This window comes from Pedobacter ginsengisoli (assembly GCF_030244015.1).
Lineage (GTDB): Bacteria > Bacteroidota > Bacteroidia > Sphingobacteriales > Sphingobacteriaceae > Pedobacter > Pedobacter ginsengisoli.
In genome coordinates this window covers 250,006-265,306 of sequence record NZ_JASSYX010000004.1, presented here as the reverse complement: position 1 = coordinate 265,306, position 15,301 = coordinate 250,006, and the positions used below count along the sequence as shown (strand labels likewise).

The following is a 15,301-nucleotide window of genomic DNA, read 5'->3' as shown; positions in this document are numbered from 1 at the left end:
ATACAATAAACAATTTGGCCCGACTAGTTTATCTTAGTTACGCCATACAATTCTTTCTTCCTTTTGCGCTCTATACTGGCGGAAATGTAAATGCTACCCTCATACAACAAGAATAAAGGTAAAGCCACAATAAGCATGGTAAACGGATCTGCGGTAGGTGTAACTACGGCTGCGACGATAAGAATGATCACCGCTGAATACCTTCTGCTCGAACGCATAAAAGCAGGGGTCATTATTCCAAGTTTTGACAATATATATATGATCACGGGCAGCTGGAAAATAATACCCGAACCCAGTGTCAATGTCATGATTGATGAAAGATAAGAATCAATGGTGAAAGTATTCTGGATCTCCGGGCTGACCGTAAAGTTGACTAAGAAATTAACAGATAAAGGGCAGATGATGTAATAGCCGAAAATGATCCCCGTAAAAAACAATAATGAAGCAAAAGCAACAAAGCCACTTGCCGACTTTCTTTCATTTTCATGCAATGCTGGTTTGATAAAAAGCCACAGTTCAAATAACAGGTACGGAATCCCAAGTATGATCCCTGCCATTACACAGGAGTTTAGCTGGAGTGTAAACTGACCCGACATTTCTGTATTGATGATCTTTGCGTCAATTGTTCTGATACAGAACTCTTCACCGATCGAAGGAAACCGTTCATACAATTTGCACATCATCCGATAGGTCCAGAAGCTGGGGTTCTTGGGACCCATGATGATGGTGTTAAAAATAAAGTCCGTAAAATAAAATGCGCCTGCAGTAAACACCAGAACAACCGCCAAAGCACGCAGTAAATGTTTTCTAAGCACATCAATGTGGTCGAAGAAAGACATTTCAGCCTCCAGCGTTTTTCCTTTTTCTTTTATTGCACCTATCAGGTCCCTTTTTTTAGTATCACTCATGTACGTTATTTGTAAAACAAAAATACCATTCTATTTAATTCAGAATGGTATTTACGTTTTAAATCTTATAAATAGTTTTCTAATATGATTCTATTCTGAAAATTCGAAAGTCTCCATGAACTTCGTGGTAAAATTACCCGCTCTAAAGTTAGGGTCTTTCATCAGCTTTAAATGAAACGGTATCGTAGTTTTTACACCTTCTATTACAAATTCACTCAATGCCCTCTCCATGGTGCTGATCGCTTCCTCACGTGTTTGCGCAACACAGATCAGCTTGGCAATCATCGAATCATAATTAGAAGGAATCTGGTATCCCGCATAAACGTGGGTATCCACCCTAACCCCATGTCCGCCCGGCGAATGGAAGTTTGTGATCTTGCCCGGACACGGCCTGAAGTTATTGAACGGATCCTCTGCATTGATCCTGCACTCAATAGCATGCATATCCGGCATGTAGTTTTTGCCTGAAATCGGAACACCGGATGCTACTTTGATCTGCTCTTTGATCAGATCATAGTTGATGACTTCCTCTGTCACCGGATGCTCTACCTGGATACGGGTATTCATTTCCATGAAATAGAAGTTGCGGTGTTTGTCTACAAGAAACTCTATAGTACCCGCACCCTCATACTGAACTGCAATCGCACCTTTAATTGCCGCCTCACCCATTTTTTCCCTCAATTCAGGAGTCATAAAAGGGGAGGGGGCCTCTTCCACCAATTTCTGGTGACGGCGCTGTATAGAACAATCCCGTTCAGATAAATGACAAGCCTTGCCATACTGATCCCCAATGATCTGGATTTCTATATGACGGGGATCTTCAATATATTTTTCCAGGTATAAACCATCGTTACCAAAAGCCGCGCCCGATTCCTGGCGTGCACTGTCCCAGGCATTCTCAAATTCTTCATCTTTCCATACTACGCGCATTCCCCGGCCACCGCCACCGGCAGTTGCTTTTAAAATAACAGGATAACCCATGCCATTGGCAATTTTTATACCTTCTTTGACACTTTCGAGTAAGCCTTCAGATCCGGGAATAGTAGGGACGCCTGCTTTTTTCATAGTTTCTTTGGCCGATGCCTTATCGCCCATGGAATTGATCTGCTCCGGCGTTGCCCCTATAAATTTAATCCCGTAATCACGGCAAACTGAGGAGAACTTCGCATTTTCAGATAAGAACCCGTAGCCGGGGTGTATGGCATCTGCATTTGTCAGTTCCGCAGCCGAAATGATATTAGGGATGCTCAGGTAAGAATCTTTACTTGGTGGCGGGCCTATGCATACAGCTTCATCAGCAAAGCGCACATGCAAACTTTCCCGGTCAGCGGTAGAGTATACAGCGACCGTTTTAATGCCCATTTCCTTACAGGTACGGATGATGCGCAAAGCAATCTCGCCCCGGTTGGCAATTAATATTTTCTTAAACATATTTTTATATAATGTTATTTGCTTTAAGCAAATACTAAATTGGTTCTACTAAAAACAAAGGCTGGTCATATTCTACAGGAGACGCATTGTCTACCAGTACTTTAACGATTCTGCCGGAAACCTCGCTTTCAATCTCATTGAACAACTTCATCGCCTCGATGATGCAGATTACCTTGCCTGTAGAAACTTCATCGCCAACATTAACAAAAGAAGGCTTATCCGGTCCAGCAGAACGATAGAACGTTCCGATCATTGGAGATTTTATAGTGATGTAATTAGAAGTATCTTCAGCGGCAGCAGCCGGGGCCTTGGTTTCTGTAGGTGACACCGGGAGTGGAGCCGCCGCTGCAGGAACTGCAGATGTTGCAACAGGAGCTGGAACAGTGGCGTGAACAACTGTCGGAGTTTGATTCGTTTTAATAGTTATCTTGAAGTCTTTCTGCTCTATAGCCACTTCATTTACGCCCGAACGAGAAACAAATTTAATTAGTTCCTGAATTTGTTTGATATCCATTTTTTGGTGTTATTTTAAGAAAACAATGTGTTTTTAGAATTAACTAAGGTATGATTATTTATGTAAAAAACATTAGTAAGCCCACTTTAAGTAAACCGATCCCCATGTAAAACCGCCGCCAAATGCAGCCAGTATAATGTTGTCGCCTTTTTTCAACTGGCTTTCCCATTCCCATAAACACAGCGGTATCGTACCATTTGTGGTATTGCCATAACGTTGTATATTGATCATTACTTTTTCCGATCCGACACCCATTCTCGCTGCCGTAGCATCGATAATGCGCTTATTCGCCTGATGTGGCACAAGCCAGGCAACATCATCTGAGCTGAGGTGGTTGCGGTCCATGATCTCTGCGGCAACATCAGCCATATTGGTTACAGCGAATTTAAAAACAGCCTGTCCCTCCTGGTAAACTACATGTTCATTATTGTCAACAGTCTCATGTGTCGCTGGCCTTGCCGAACCTCCGGCTTTTTGGTGCAGGTACTGCCTGCCGGAGCCGTCTGAACGCAAGATGGAATCCATCACTCCAAAACCTTCTTCATTGGGTTCTAACAATACCGCACCGCAACCGTCTCCGAAAATAATGCAAGTGGTACGGTCCGCGTAATTGATGATCGAGGACATTTTATCCCCGCCCACTACCAATATTTTTTTATGCTTGCCGGATTCAATGAACTGCGCGGCAGTAGATACGCCAAATATAAAACCGGAACATGCGGCCTGAAGATCAAATCCCCATGCATTTTTAGCCCCGATCTTATCTGCCAAGATGTTGGCGGAAGCGGGAAAAGGCAGGTCCGGTGTAGTGGTACAAAAGATGATCAGTTCTATTTCTTCTGCGCTGATCCCACGCTTTTTGAGCAGCCCGTTAACTGCATGCACTGCCATATCAGAGGTTCCAAGTCCCTCACCCTTTAATATTCTTCGCTCTTTTATGCCAGTTCTGGTCGTAATCCATTCATCCGTAGTGTCTACAATAGATTCAAGTTCCTTGTTTGTCAGTACGTAATCGGGAACGTAACCATTAACAGCTGTAATAGCAGCGTGGATTTTGCTCATTTTTATCTCCTAATTATTAAATGCAGCTTGTATTTTCCCTACCAAGCCAGTAGTAATCATGTCTCTCGACTGCAGTATCATATTTTTAACAGCAGTTGGACTGGAAATGCCATGGCCGATAACTACCGGCGCATTTACGCCTAAAACGGGACTTCCGCCATAGTTTTCATAATTAAAACGATCAAAGAATTCATCTTTTAATCCTCTTTTTAAGGTCAGTACATAAAAAGATTCAGCCAGCTTAAGCATCACATTACCAGTAAAACCGTCACAAACAATAACATCAGCCTTGTCATTAAAAAGATCCCGTCCCTCCACATTACCAATAAAATTAAACAAGCTGGTATCTTTCATCAATGGAAATGTAGACATGCTTAGCATATTGCCTTTCTCGTCCTCTTCACCAATGTTCATCAGTGCAACTTTAGGGTTATTGATCTGCATTACATTTTCCGCATACAAACTTCCGAGGACACCAAATTGCAGCAACACATCCGGCTTGCAATCGGCATTGGCCCCCACATCCAGCATGAGGCCAACGCCTCCGCTAAGTTTCGGTAAAAAAGTAGATAGACATGGCCTGATAATCCCGGGTATGGTTTTTACGCTAAACACTGCGCCAACAAGCATAGCGCCTGAATTGCCTGCACTTGCGAACGAGTCCAGTTCACCGTTTTTCAGTAAATTGAAACCTATAGAAATACTTGAATTTGGCTTTTGAACAATAGCCTTTGTGGGGTGCTCGCCCATACCGATCACCTCCTCGGTATGAACATACCCGAACAGTTCCGGATCGAATCCGTTTGCTGATATAAGTGGCTTAATCTGTTTTGTATCTCCGATCAGCACTATTTGCTCATCCGGTGATAACAATGGATGGGCCGCTATTGCTCCCAAAACATTTGCTTCGGGAGCATAGTCTCCGCCCATTATATCGAGACCTATTTTCATAGTAAAAATCAGTTTGTGTATAAGGCAACCTGCCCTTGTTTCCAGTCTCTAAGGTAACCTTTCAAAGACTTAAAACACAAACTATTTTTCAGAAAATTAACCTATTGAAGTGTTTTCAATAACCAGTTTACCGTTGTAGTACAAGTTACCATCAACGTTGTAAGCGCGGTGTGGAGTGTGGATTGCACCAGTTGTTTGACAAGTAGCTAAAGAAGGAGCTTCCGCTTTATAGTGCGTTCTTCTTTTATCTCTTCTGCTCTTAGAAATCTTGCGTTTTGGATGTGCCATTGCTGATTTATTTAATTATTTTATTTTAATTTTTTTAATGCGGCCCATCGCGGGTCCTCATCCTGTTGTTGTTCTTCTTCTTTTTGTGCACCTACGGCCAGACTTTCCAGCCTGGCTATCATTTCCTGGTCACATCGTTGTCCGTTGCCGTTCTCCTCACAAATCTTAATGTAAGGAACAGAAACAGTAATGAATTCGTAAATAAGGCCCGATATGTCTATCTCACTTTCCTTCTTGCTCAAAATGATAATTTCCAGGTCATCACTTTGCAATTCATCTTCGGCAAACTTTACAATCTGCCTTTCCTGTATACTAACCGGTGAATTAAACTCAGCTAAACATTTATCGCAATCCAATACAATAGTTCCGTCTATCCGGAACTGAAGGATTAGCATCGTTTCCTGTTTGTCTAATTCAACCTCTGCTTTTAAAGTCCCTTTTTTTACCAGGGAGTACTCAAAGGCGTCAAAAAAACTGTTATCAATCTCAAAATCAAACTGATGTTTGCCAATTTTTAAGCCGGTGAAGGGGATTGAAAATTGTTTTAATGGTTTCAATTGTAACAAAATTTTAGCCCGCAAATGTAAGGATTAATTTGATAATCCTAAAATGTTATTTAAAAAATATCAACAATGTTAATTTGCATCATCTTTAAGATCAAATGCAGTTTCAATCACTTTTCCACCTGTCCTCAACTGGTTCTTGAGCAGTTCCTCCTGTTCTTTTCTGTTCCTGACGATATGCGTTGCAGCAAAAATGGCCGCTATAAACGACGATGCATCGGCTATATTCTGGCCAGCTATATCATAGCCTGTTCCATGATCCGGCGAGGTGCGCACAAACTTTAGTCCCGCAGTATAATTTACCCCGCTTCCAAAAGCAATGGTTTTAAAAGGAATCAGACCCTGGTCGTGGTACATGGCCAGAACGGCATCAAATTGTTTATAGGTGCCATTGCCAAAAAAACCATCAGCAGGATATGGGCCAAAGCAGATTACTCCTTTGTCGAACGCTTCCTGTACAGCCGGAATGATCACATCACTTTCCTCTTTGCCCAGCAATCCGTTATCTCCGGCATGCGGGTTCAGTCCCAGCACCGCGATCTTTGGCTTTTCTATCCAAAAATCCTTTTTCAGGCTTTCATTCATCAGGACCAGCTTTTTCAGGATTTTCTCTTTGCTGATGCTTGGGGCTACCTGTCCAACTGGAATATGACCTGTTACCACTCCTACCCGGAGGCCCTCACTGATCATGAACATGAGTACATCCCCCCCGCCACTTCTTTCCTGCAGGTATTCGGTATGTCCCGGGAATTTAAAGGCATCTGACTGTATATTGTGCTTATTGATAGGCGCTGTAACCAGCGCATCGATGTGACCGTTTATCAAATCGTCTGTAGCCTTTTCAAGCGAAAGCAAGGCATACTTTCCTCCAGTCTCGTTTGAGACGCCCAAATCTATTTTTACATCCTCTTCCCAGCAATTGATCAGGTTGGCTTTTTTTGGATTCGCTGCGTCCGGATTCGCAATCACATTGAAGATAAGATCAGTCATGCCCAATGCCTTGCGATGATAAGAAACTACTTTAGAATGGCCATAAACTATTGGTGTACAGTAGTCAAGGATTTGATTTTCTGACAAGGCCTTAATAATTACCTCCAGCCCAATCCCGTTAACATCACCTATACTTATCCCGATTTTAATTTTATTGCTCATATCCAATTAGAAATTTAGCGCAAATTACAGAATTTCACCATAATGTTAGTCCGATACTGGTAAAACTTTACTTATTTTGCAGCTGATAACAGATCTGGATATGAGTTTGGTAAAGGCAAAAAAGCATTTAGGGCAACATTTTTTAACGGATAAAAACATTGCGGCTAAGATCGTGAATAGCCTGGTCCATACAGACAAATACAAGCAGGTACTGGAAGTAGGCCCTGGAATGGGCATCCTTTCCGATATTCTGCTGGAGCGCAGGGATCTGGAAACTTTTCTAATCGATATCGATGTGGAATCCTATCATTTTCTAAAGGAAAAATATCCGCAGCTAGGCAGCCGGCTCATTAACGGTGATTTCCTGGCGCTTAACCTTTCTGATATTTTCCCCGGAAAATATGCCATTATCGGCAACTTTCCTTACAACATTTCTTCACAAATCCTTTTTAAGGTTCTCGAAAACCGTGCAAACGTAGTGGAAATGGTTGGCATGTTTCAAAAAGAAGTTGCAGAACGCTGCGCTTCAAAAGCAGGTACCAAAGACTATGGAATCCTGAGTGTGCTCATTCAGGCCTATTACGATATAGAATATCTGTTTTCCGTAAAACCGGGCACATTCAATCCACCGCCAAAAGTCAATTCAGGAGTCATCAGACTTAGCCGGAACAATGTCGTCACATTACCATGTGATGAAAAGTTCTTCTGGCGAACCGTAAAAGCAGGATTTAACCAGCGCAGAAAGACACTGAGAAACGCATTGTCCGGAGTAGTACCAAAAGATAAAATGGATAACCATCCTTTCTTTGACAAAAGGGCAGAACAGCTCACCGTGACAGACTTTATCACACTTACACAACACCTTACCAAACTCTCTCAATGATATAACAATGACCAAAGGAAGGATTTTAATTGTAGACGACCTGCATCCGGCATTTAAAGAAAGCGCAATTGCAATGGGCTATCTGGTAGATGACCGGCCAGACATCACCCGGGCAGAGACCATCGCCATCATCGGAGACTATGAAGGTATCGCTGTGCGCACCAAGTTTCTGATCGATAAGGAACTCATAGACGTTGCGGTAAAATTGAAATTCGTAGCCCGCGCGGGAGCGGGACTCGACAATATAAACGAAGCCTATGCCAGTCAAAAACAGATTCAATTGCTGAATGCTCCGGAAGGCAATCGGGATGCAGTAGGTGAACATGCATTAGGCATGCTGCTTGCTCTGATGAACAATTTCCAAAAAGGAGACCGGGAGATCAGGGATGGCATTTGGGACAGGGAAGGCAATAGGGGCTACGAATTAAAGGGCAAAACAGTAGGCATCATCGGATATGGTCACATGGGCAGGAGCTTTGCAAAACGGCTGCTGGGTTTTGATGTCAATGTCATCGCTTACGATAAATATAAAACCGGATTTTCCGATAACTACGCAAAAGAGGTAAGTATGGAAGAGATCGTAAAGCAAAGCGATGTACTTAGTTTACACATTCCGCTTACCTCAGAAACCCGTCAAATGGTTAATGAGGAATATTTCTTTCATTTCCGTAAACCGATATTCTTCATCAATACAGCACGGGGAGAAATAGCAAGCGTCAAAGCGATCCTGAACGCAATTAAAGAAAAGAAAATACTTGGTGCAGGACTGGATGTATTGCAAACCGAGAAATTCCCTGCACTGGCAGATCAGGAATGGTATAGCGAACTGGTAAAATCGGATAAAGTATTGTTAACCCCGCATGTCGGCGGCTGGACTTTTGATTCTTACCGCAAGATCTCAGAAGTGCTGGCAGAGAAGCTGAAAAATCTGCTCTAAAAAAAGTTCTTCTTCTCAGACTCGCACATTTTCTGAAGGGAAAATCTGCACATGTCTTCGAAAAAGAACTTTTTTTCTAATCGCAGAAGCGTGACGGCTATATAAAAGCGCTTACATTATACGCCATACTTCTGCGCCAGGAAAAATTATATGTTGTGAGACGACATGTGCTGAATTTCCCTTCCGAAATTCAGCGAGGAGGAGAACAATATATAATTTTTATTTCCAGTCAGTCAATGCAATCATTTTATTTCCCGGCTATTTTCCAATCATTATCAACCGGAGATGCATCCATAAAAATCCCTCCGTCCAGTACAATAGATTTAACAACCTGGCTGGCTTTTACTTCAACCGCAACCTGCTTTTGACCGCTTTTCCAGATGACCGGAGAAATGTGTGTCACCTGTTCCTTCCCATCACTATACACCACCTTTACATCAAAAGGCACCGCAAAACCACCAATATTCTTTACTGCAACCGTATAATTATTCCCTTTTACCGTTACCTTCTCAATCGCCAGATCGATATAATTATTGCTGAAGAACCAGTTGTTCCAGAACCAGTTCAAATTCTGCGCAGCACCCTCATTTATAGAAAAAAAGAAATCCCAGGGAATCGGATGTTTCCCGTTCCAGCGATCCATGTATACACGAAGTGCCTTCCCAAACACATCATTGCCCAGCATATCCTTCAAGGCTAAATACGCCAGAGACGGCTTTCCATACGCATTGTTGCCATACCCCGGTCCCGATACCTGGGTAGACATCGCAATGATCGGCTGATCCTGTTCAGTTGAGGCATCCCGGATCCACCTGCTTACCCGGAAATTCTTATAATTTTCAGCTGCCTTTTCTTTGCCAAGCTGATCAATCCCGATTAAATATTCAAGCGTTGTCGCCCAGCCCTCATCCATAAAAGCATACCTGGTCTCATTGGTGCCCATATAAAAAGGAAAATAAGTATGCGCTATTTCATGGTTTAAGACGAACTGGGAAAACTCCAGGTCAGGAGTACTCGAATCATTCACCATCATCGGATATTCCATATCGGCAAATCCCTGGAAGGCAGTCATCTTAGAAAATGGATAGGGCACACCCGGCCAGTTGCCGGAAAACCAGGATAAAGCCAGTTGGCCCCACTCCACCGCATGTGCAAAATCTTTTGCAGTAGCAGCATAACCTGCCTGGACACTGCTTCTTCTCCCCGTTTTTTTATCCACCACCACACTTGCCGCATCCCAGACATAGCTGCTGCTCAATGAAAAAGTGAAATCCGTGATGTGACTGGCTTCAAATCTCCAGGTGTTCCAGGCATTTTGTTTAGTAACAGCTCCCGTTTTCATCTCCTCAGCAGTCGCAATGTGCATCACCTGATCAGAGACCAGCGATCTTTTGTAGCGGTCGGCAATTTTAGTCTCCAGGACTTCATCTGCATTTAACAGATCACCGGTAGCCCATACCACATAGTTTTTCGGCGCTTTTACAGAAACCTTATAATCGTTAAAGTCATTGTAAAACTCTGTCCTGTCCGTATGCGGAATTCTATCCCAGCCATTGTAATCATCGTATACGGAGATCCTTGGATAGGCATAGGCCGCAAAAAAGGTAGTAGGATCTATCTGACCTTCTCTTCCACTCTGCTTAGATAGGGGGTAGCTCCATTCTATGTCAAATGCGGCCTTTGCGCCCGGGAGCAAAGGCGTTCCGAGTTTTACATCCGCCACAGTGCCCCAGCCCAAACTGCTGACTTCAATGACCGCACCATTAACTTTAAACGAACTGATCTTTAAACCGGCGCTGAGGAAATCAGCATCCACCTGGCCCGATCTCGGCGCCTCAGGCTTATGGATGTTATTTACAAACCGGATGGCTACTGTTTTTAGCGTGTCTTTACTGTTGTTTGTATAAATGATATTTTCATTTCCGTTTACCGTTTTAGTTTCAGCATCGACCGTAAAAGCAATGTTGTATTTACCATGATTCTGCCAGTAATTTTTACCAGGCTTTCCGTCAAATGCCCTGGTGCCGTTAGCATAAGCATTTTTTATATTTCTGGGCATATACAGATCCTGGGCTGCCGCGCCCAAAGAAACGAACAGGAAAAGGACAGTTAATCTTAAAAAATTCAATTGCATAATAAGCGGGTTTGTAATACAACGCTAAAATAGAAGCTATTTTTGTGTTTACTTCATCATTTTCGTTACAAATATTTGCTTTTATGATATTACCCAATTATCTTCGTTTTTAATGAAAACAAGACTATGTAGGTTAAAGCCGATGTAGTCTTGTTTGTTTTTTAGAGTAACTAACGAAATAAACGAGCTATGACAGAGGTAACATATTATACCCAAGATGGTTTAGAGAAGCTGAAGGAAGAACTACAGTATTTAAAAACTACAGGCAGACAGCAAATATCGAAAGCAATAGCTGAAGCCAGAGATAAAGGAGACCTTTCAGAGAACGCAGAATACGATGCCGCTAAGGAGGCTCAGGGCTTGCATGAAGCTAAAATCTCCAAGCTGGAAAATACACTTTCTACAGCCCGGCTGATCGATGAGTCAAAACTGGATCTGACCAAGGTACTGGCACTTTCTATAGTAAAGATCAAGAACGTGAAAAACGGTTCTACCATGTCTTATCAGCTGGTTGCAGAATCAGAAGCAGACCTTAAAACAGGTAAGATCTCGGTAAAATCACCGATAGCACAGGGTTTACTCGGTAAATCTGTTGGAGACAAAACTGAAATCCAGGTTCCTGCAGGCAAGATCGAATTTGAAATATTGGAAATCAGCAGATAATACAGAACCATGGCCAGCATTTTTTCAAAGATTGTAAACGGGGAGATTCCCGCGCACGTAGTCGCAGAAACGGCAGATTACCTTGCCTTTCTGGACGTGAGTCCATTGGTAATGGGACATGTACTTGTCATTCCCAAAAAGGAGATCGATTACATCTTTGATATGGACGAAGAAAGCTATTTTGGACTGACCTTGTTTGCAAAAATAGTAGCAACAGGATTGAAAGAGGCATTCCCATGTAAGAAAGTTGGCGTTGCGGTTATCGGACTGGAAGTTCCGCATGTACACATTCACCTGATTCCGATGAACAATGTGAGTGATATGAATTTTAGCCGGCCGAAACTTCAGCCAACCCAGGAAGAATTGCAGGATGCCGCCGCAAAGATTAAGACTGCACTTGCATCCGGCTAACTGGCAACAGACCAGTCAAAAAAAGCGGGGTAAGATAATTTCCCCGCTTTTTTTATTTCAGCTTTTCGTTATTCCTGTGCCTGTCCGCATCGCGGATATTCTTTTTGACCATATTTTTTTCCAGCGCTTCTGTAAGGTCAATACCAGTCTGGTTGGCCAGACAGATCAGCACAAAGAGCACATCCGCCATTTCATCACCCAGGTCCACAGCTTCATCACTTTTCTTAAAAGACTGTTCGCCGTATTTTCTGGACATGATCCGTGCAACCTCACCAACCTCCTCCATTAAAATGGCAGTGTTGGTGAGCTCATTAAAATACCTGATCCCAGTGGTATTGATCCATTGGTCTACTGTGTCCTGAGCTTCTTTAATCGTCATGTTGTTTTTCTTTTAATTCTGATTTCAGTCTTTTGTTGATATCAACCTTTGCATTTTCCAGTAAATAGACTTTTGTACCGTATTCCCTGGCCATTTTATTGTGAATATAACCGATCTGATCTACCCGTTCAAATAAAGGCCTTTCCTCCTTTCGGTCAGGATCATCATCGCCGGTATCTACCACCAGTACAACATGTTTCACGGGTTTGTCAAGCTTCATCCATGTCATATAATCCGCAGAAAATGCAACCGCATTGATGTGTTTAAACCTGGAATAATAATTAATGGCCCCTGCCTGTCCATAGTTGTCGCAAAGAACCATCACATTTTCTTTATCAGGCAACTTTGCATAAGCCTCATCAACAATTCCGGCCAGTTCTTTCCAGCCCAGCATATCTGCAAAGTCCTGTGGCAAATGATGGTTCATTCCGTCTTCCCAGCGAAGCATTCCGATTTTTTCAAATTTTTCATGCCTGGCGATAATTTCACTGGGTTCAAGTACCGGGTAGGCGAAGGGCAATACGATGACAAATGTCCCTATCGCAGCAGCCGGAGGAATGATCTTCAAATATCTTAAAAATCCGTCTTTCAATATTGCAGCAATGTAAACAGATCCGCAAGCCAGTAAGACCGGATAAAGCCCTGCTGCATAATAAGCTTTGCCCCTAAATGCTGTAAAAAGAGCAAGGGCAAACAAATAACTCCATCCAATCCACCTTGCATTTCTAAATGGCCTGTAGAGAAAGAAGGCCAGGGCCGCAGCGAATAAAACCGGCAGAACACCAATGTAATACAACAACTGTTCCTTGAGAAAATCAAAACGGTTTATATTGTCCAGCTGGGTTCTGCTCAGTTCCTTCATATGGCGGATGACCGGGAACTGATGCTGGTACTGCCAGATGAGGTTTGGCAAAACCAGGACAAAGGCCAGAGCAACCGACATATAAAAATGCTTCTGCCTGTAAATAGACCGTTGGCGTGATACGCCTAGTGCTGCACCAAGACCCAGCACCAGGAACGCGATGCTGTATTTGTTTAAAAAGCCAAGAGCGATTGCCGCTGCGGTATAATAGAGGAATCCGGGCCTCCTCGTATTGACATATCTTAATAGAAAATAATAAGTCATAGTCCAGCTGAATATATCGAAAGCATTGGGCTGGAACAGCAGATCCAGCCTTGCGATGGCGCAGCAAAAGAGCCCTATGGCACATAGCACTTTTGCATACAGATCACCCTTCAGTTCCTTTACAATCAGCCAGGAAAAAATAATGGTGCCTGCCCCGATCGCAGCGCTAACCGTGCGGATTACAAACATGCTGCCACCCAATAACTTAATGATCAGCGCAAAAACGGAAGTGACAGGTGGGACAGATTGAAAGCCAAGGGCCAAATGGCCTGCCTGATCAAGGTGCAAAAATTCGTCACGGTGCAACTCATAAGCCGGACTAACCAAAGAACAGTGCAAAAAGAGTTTCAGTATTACAAAAGCTGCCAGGACATAATATTCTGGTATTGATTTTTGAACCTGCATAAGAGGTAAATTAGCTTATTCCTTATTTTTAGTGTCGATCGCAATCGTAACCGGGCCGTCATTGACCAAACTGATCTTCATATCCGCACCAAATATGCCGGTTCGAATCTCTTTGCCTAGCAATAAATATAACTGTTTGATCATTGCTTCATACAAAGGGATTGCTTTTTCCGGTCTGGCGGCCCTCGTAAAGCCCGGCCGGTTGCCTTTCTTAGTCGATGCAAACAGCGTAAACTGGCTGATCAGCAGTATATCACCATCAACATCAGCCAGCGCTTTATTCATCTGGCCATGCCCGTCACCAAAAATCCGCATGTTTACAATTTTACCGGCAAGCCATTCCACATCTTCAGCGGTATCCGCATCCTCAATTCCCAGCAAAACCAAAAACCCAGTGCCAATTGTACCGGTTACCACACCGTCTGCAACACATTTTGCTTCTGACACCCGCTGTATGATTGCTCTCATATTTAGGCCCTGGTCTCGTTTCCGTGAAAAATGCTCAGATAACTCTCATACCTGCTCAGCTCTATTTCGCCCTCCTCTACAGCTTTAATCACTGCGCAGCCCGGCTCATTCACATGTCTGCAATTGTTAAACCTGCATTGGTTCATCAGGTTGCGCATTTCTCTAAAATAATGTCCCAGTTCCTCCGGCCTGATGTCAAAAACCCCCAGCTCCCGGATGCCGGGTGTATCTATCAAATAACCCCCAAAAGGCAAGAGGTGCATTTCCGCAAAAGTAGTCGTATGCTGGCCTTTGTCGCTCGATTCCGAAATCTCTCCCGTTTTAATTTCCCTTCCGGGCAATAATGCGTTGATCAGACTTGATTTGCCCACACCCGAATGTCCTGAAAATAAGGTTACTTTATCCTTAAGCAGCGTCTGTATAACCGGGATATTGGTTCCTTCCAGAGCAGAAACAGAATAACAGGGATAGTCTATGTTTTCATAGATTGCTTTGTATTCGTCCAGTACCGCAAGACCATCCTCATTAAAAAGGTCAAGTTTATTAAAAATCAGCACAGCAGGGATGCTGTAAGCCTCTGCAGTAGCCAGAAAACGGTCTATAAAACCTAAAGAAGTCCTGGGAGAAGCGAGCGTTACCACCAGAAAAGCCTGGTCCATATTTGCCGCAATGATCTGGGCCTGTTTGGAAAGATTAATGGACTTCCGGATAATGTAATTCTTCCGCTCCGCCAGTTTATCAATTATTCCTTTATCAGAATTCGGCTCCAACTCAAATTGTACCCGGTCGCCCACGGCAATCGGATTGGTCGTTTGAATCCCCTTGATCCTGAATTTGCCTTTGATCCTGCAATCGTAATCGGAACCATCTTCCGTACGTACCTGGTACCAGCTTCCTGTTGATTTTAATACTAATCCTTGCATATGACGGAGTAAAGTTAAGAAATAGTTCTCGTCATTGCGCAGCAGCCAGCCGCTGCATACTGCCAAAATAAATTTGGTATTTAAAAAAATATAGCTTTACTTT

17 protein-coding genes are annotated in these 15,301 nt (G+C 43.2%); 4 read left to right on the top strand and 13 right to left on the bottom strand.

What is annotated here, in order from left to right:
* Positions 1-23: 23 nt before the first annotated feature.
* The 8 genes from tatC to pdxA form a co-directional block, all read right to left on the bottom strand.
* Positions 24-908, bottom strand: coding sequence for a twin-arginine translocase subunit TatC (tatC, locus tag QEP08_RS18425; protein ID WP_285060111.1), 885 nt, complete (start codon positions 906-908; stop codon positions 24-26).
* Positions 909-998: 90 nt separating this feature from the next.
* On the bottom strand, positions 999-2,339 hold the full coding sequence (accC, locus tag QEP08_RS18420) for an acetyl-CoA carboxylase biotin carboxylase subunit (protein WP_172661931.1): 1,341 nt from the start codon (positions 2,337-2,339) through the stop codon (positions 999-1,001).
* A gap of 34 nt (positions 2,340-2,373) precedes the next feature.
* Entirely contained in the window at positions 2,374-2,853 is a 480-nt protein-coding gene (accB, locus tag QEP08_RS18415; RefSeq protein WP_285060110.1) for an acetyl-CoA carboxylase biotin carboxyl carrier protein, read from the bottom strand.
* A 72-nt stretch (positions 2,854-2,925) separates the two neighbouring features.
* Entirely contained in the window at positions 2,926-3,915 is a 990-nt protein-coding gene (locus QEP08_RS18410; protein ID WP_285060109.1) for a beta-ketoacyl-ACP synthase III, read from the bottom strand.
* A gap of 9 nt (positions 3,916-3,924) precedes the next feature.
* Positions 3,925-4,866 (bottom strand): phosphate acyltransferase PlsX, encoded by a 942-nt coding sequence (plsX, locus tag QEP08_RS18405; protein WP_285060108.1) that lies wholly within the window; start codon positions 4,864-4,866, stop codon positions 3,925-3,927.
* Between the two features lie 96 nt (positions 4,867-4,962).
* Positions 4,963-5,154, bottom strand: a complete 192-nt coding sequence (rpmF, locus tag QEP08_RS18400; RefSeq protein ID WP_048903635.1) for a 50S ribosomal protein L32 — start codon at positions 5,152-5,154, stop codon at positions 4,963-4,965.
* A 20-nt stretch (positions 5,155-5,174) separates the two neighbouring features.
* The gene (locus tag QEP08_RS18395) at positions 5,175-5,711 is read right to left on the bottom strand and encodes a YceD family protein (protein WP_285060107.1); all 537 of its coding nucleotides are present in this window, start codon (positions 5,709-5,711) and stop codon (positions 5,175-5,177) included.
* A gap of 78 nt (positions 5,712-5,789) precedes the next feature.
* Positions 5,790-6,869 (bottom strand): 4-hydroxythreonine-4-phosphate dehydrogenase PdxA, encoded by a 1,080-nt coding sequence (pdxA, locus tag QEP08_RS18390; RefSeq protein ID WP_285060106.1) that lies wholly within the window; start codon positions 6,867-6,869, stop codon positions 5,790-5,792.
* A gap of 100 nt (positions 6,870-6,969) precedes the next feature.
* On the opposite strand from pdxA, the gene rsmA reads away from it, so the two are divergent.
* Positions 6,970-7,752 carry a 16S rRNA (adenine(1518)-N(6)/adenine(1519)-N(6))-dimethyltransferase RsmA gene (rsmA, locus tag QEP08_RS18385; protein ID WP_285060105.1) on the top strand — a complete coding sequence of 261 codons (783 nt, stop codon included), beginning with the start codon at positions 6,970-6,972 and terminating at the stop codon, positions 7,750-7,752.
* A 7-nt stretch (positions 7,753-7,759) separates the two neighbouring features.
* Complete coding sequence (locus QEP08_RS18380; RefSeq protein WP_285060104.1) at positions 7,760-8,689, top strand: 2-hydroxyacid dehydrogenase; 930 nt, start codon at positions 7,760-7,762, stop codon at positions 8,687-8,689.
* Positions 8,690-8,936: 247 nt separating this feature from the next.
* Here the strand turns inward: QEP08_RS18380 and QEP08_RS18375 are convergent, their stop codons facing one another.
* The gene (locus QEP08_RS18375) at positions 8,937-10,823 is read right to left on the bottom strand and encodes a M1 family metallopeptidase (protein WP_285060103.1); all 1,887 of its coding nucleotides are present in this window, start codon (positions 10,821-10,823) and stop codon (positions 8,937-8,939) included.
* 189 nt (positions 10,824-11,012) lie between these two features.
* Between QEP08_RS18375 and greA the strand changes: the two genes are divergently transcribed.
* Together greA and QEP08_RS18365 are read left to right on the top strand one after the other, a co-directional pair.
* Positions 11,013-11,486, top strand: a complete 474-nt coding sequence (gene greA / locus QEP08_RS18370; protein WP_285060102.1) for a transcription elongation factor GreA — start codon at positions 11,013-11,015, stop codon at positions 11,484-11,486.
* Positions 11,487-11,495: 9 nt separating this feature from the next.
* Entirely contained in the window at positions 11,496-11,897 is a 402-nt protein-coding gene (locus QEP08_RS18365) for an HIT family protein (RefSeq protein ID WP_285060101.1), read from the top strand.
* 52 nt (positions 11,898-11,949) lie between these two features.
* Here the strand turns inward: QEP08_RS18365 and QEP08_RS18360 are convergent, their stop codons facing one another.
* From QEP08_RS18360 to rsgA, 4 genes are read right to left on the bottom strand one after another with little or no spacing between them, the layout of a single operon-like run.
* Positions 11,950-12,276 carry a nucleotide pyrophosphohydrolase gene (locus QEP08_RS18360; protein WP_285060100.1) on the bottom strand — a complete coding sequence of 109 codons (327 nt, stop codon included), beginning with the start codon at positions 12,274-12,276 and terminating at the stop codon, positions 11,950-11,952.
* Positions 12,266-13,807: a glycosyltransferase family 39 protein gene (locus QEP08_RS18355; protein WP_285060099.1), complete on the bottom strand. Its 1,542-nt coding sequence runs from the start codon at positions 13,805-13,807 to the stop codon at positions 12,266-12,268. Before QEP08_RS18355 ends, QEP08_RS18360 begins: the two co-directional genes overlap by 11 nt.
* Positions 13,808-13,822: 15 nt before the next feature.
* Complete coding sequence (dtd, locus tag QEP08_RS18350; protein ID WP_285060097.1) at positions 13,823-14,275, bottom strand: D-aminoacyl-tRNA deacylase; 453 nt, start codon at positions 14,273-14,275, stop codon at positions 13,823-13,825.
* Between the two features lie 2 nt (positions 14,276-14,277).
* Positions 14,278-15,198, bottom strand: coding sequence for a ribosome small subunit-dependent GTPase A (gene rsgA, locus QEP08_RS18345; protein ID WP_285060096.1), 921 nt, complete (start codon positions 15,196-15,198; stop codon positions 14,278-14,280).
* Between the last annotated feature and the right edge of the window lie 103 nt (positions 15,199-15,301).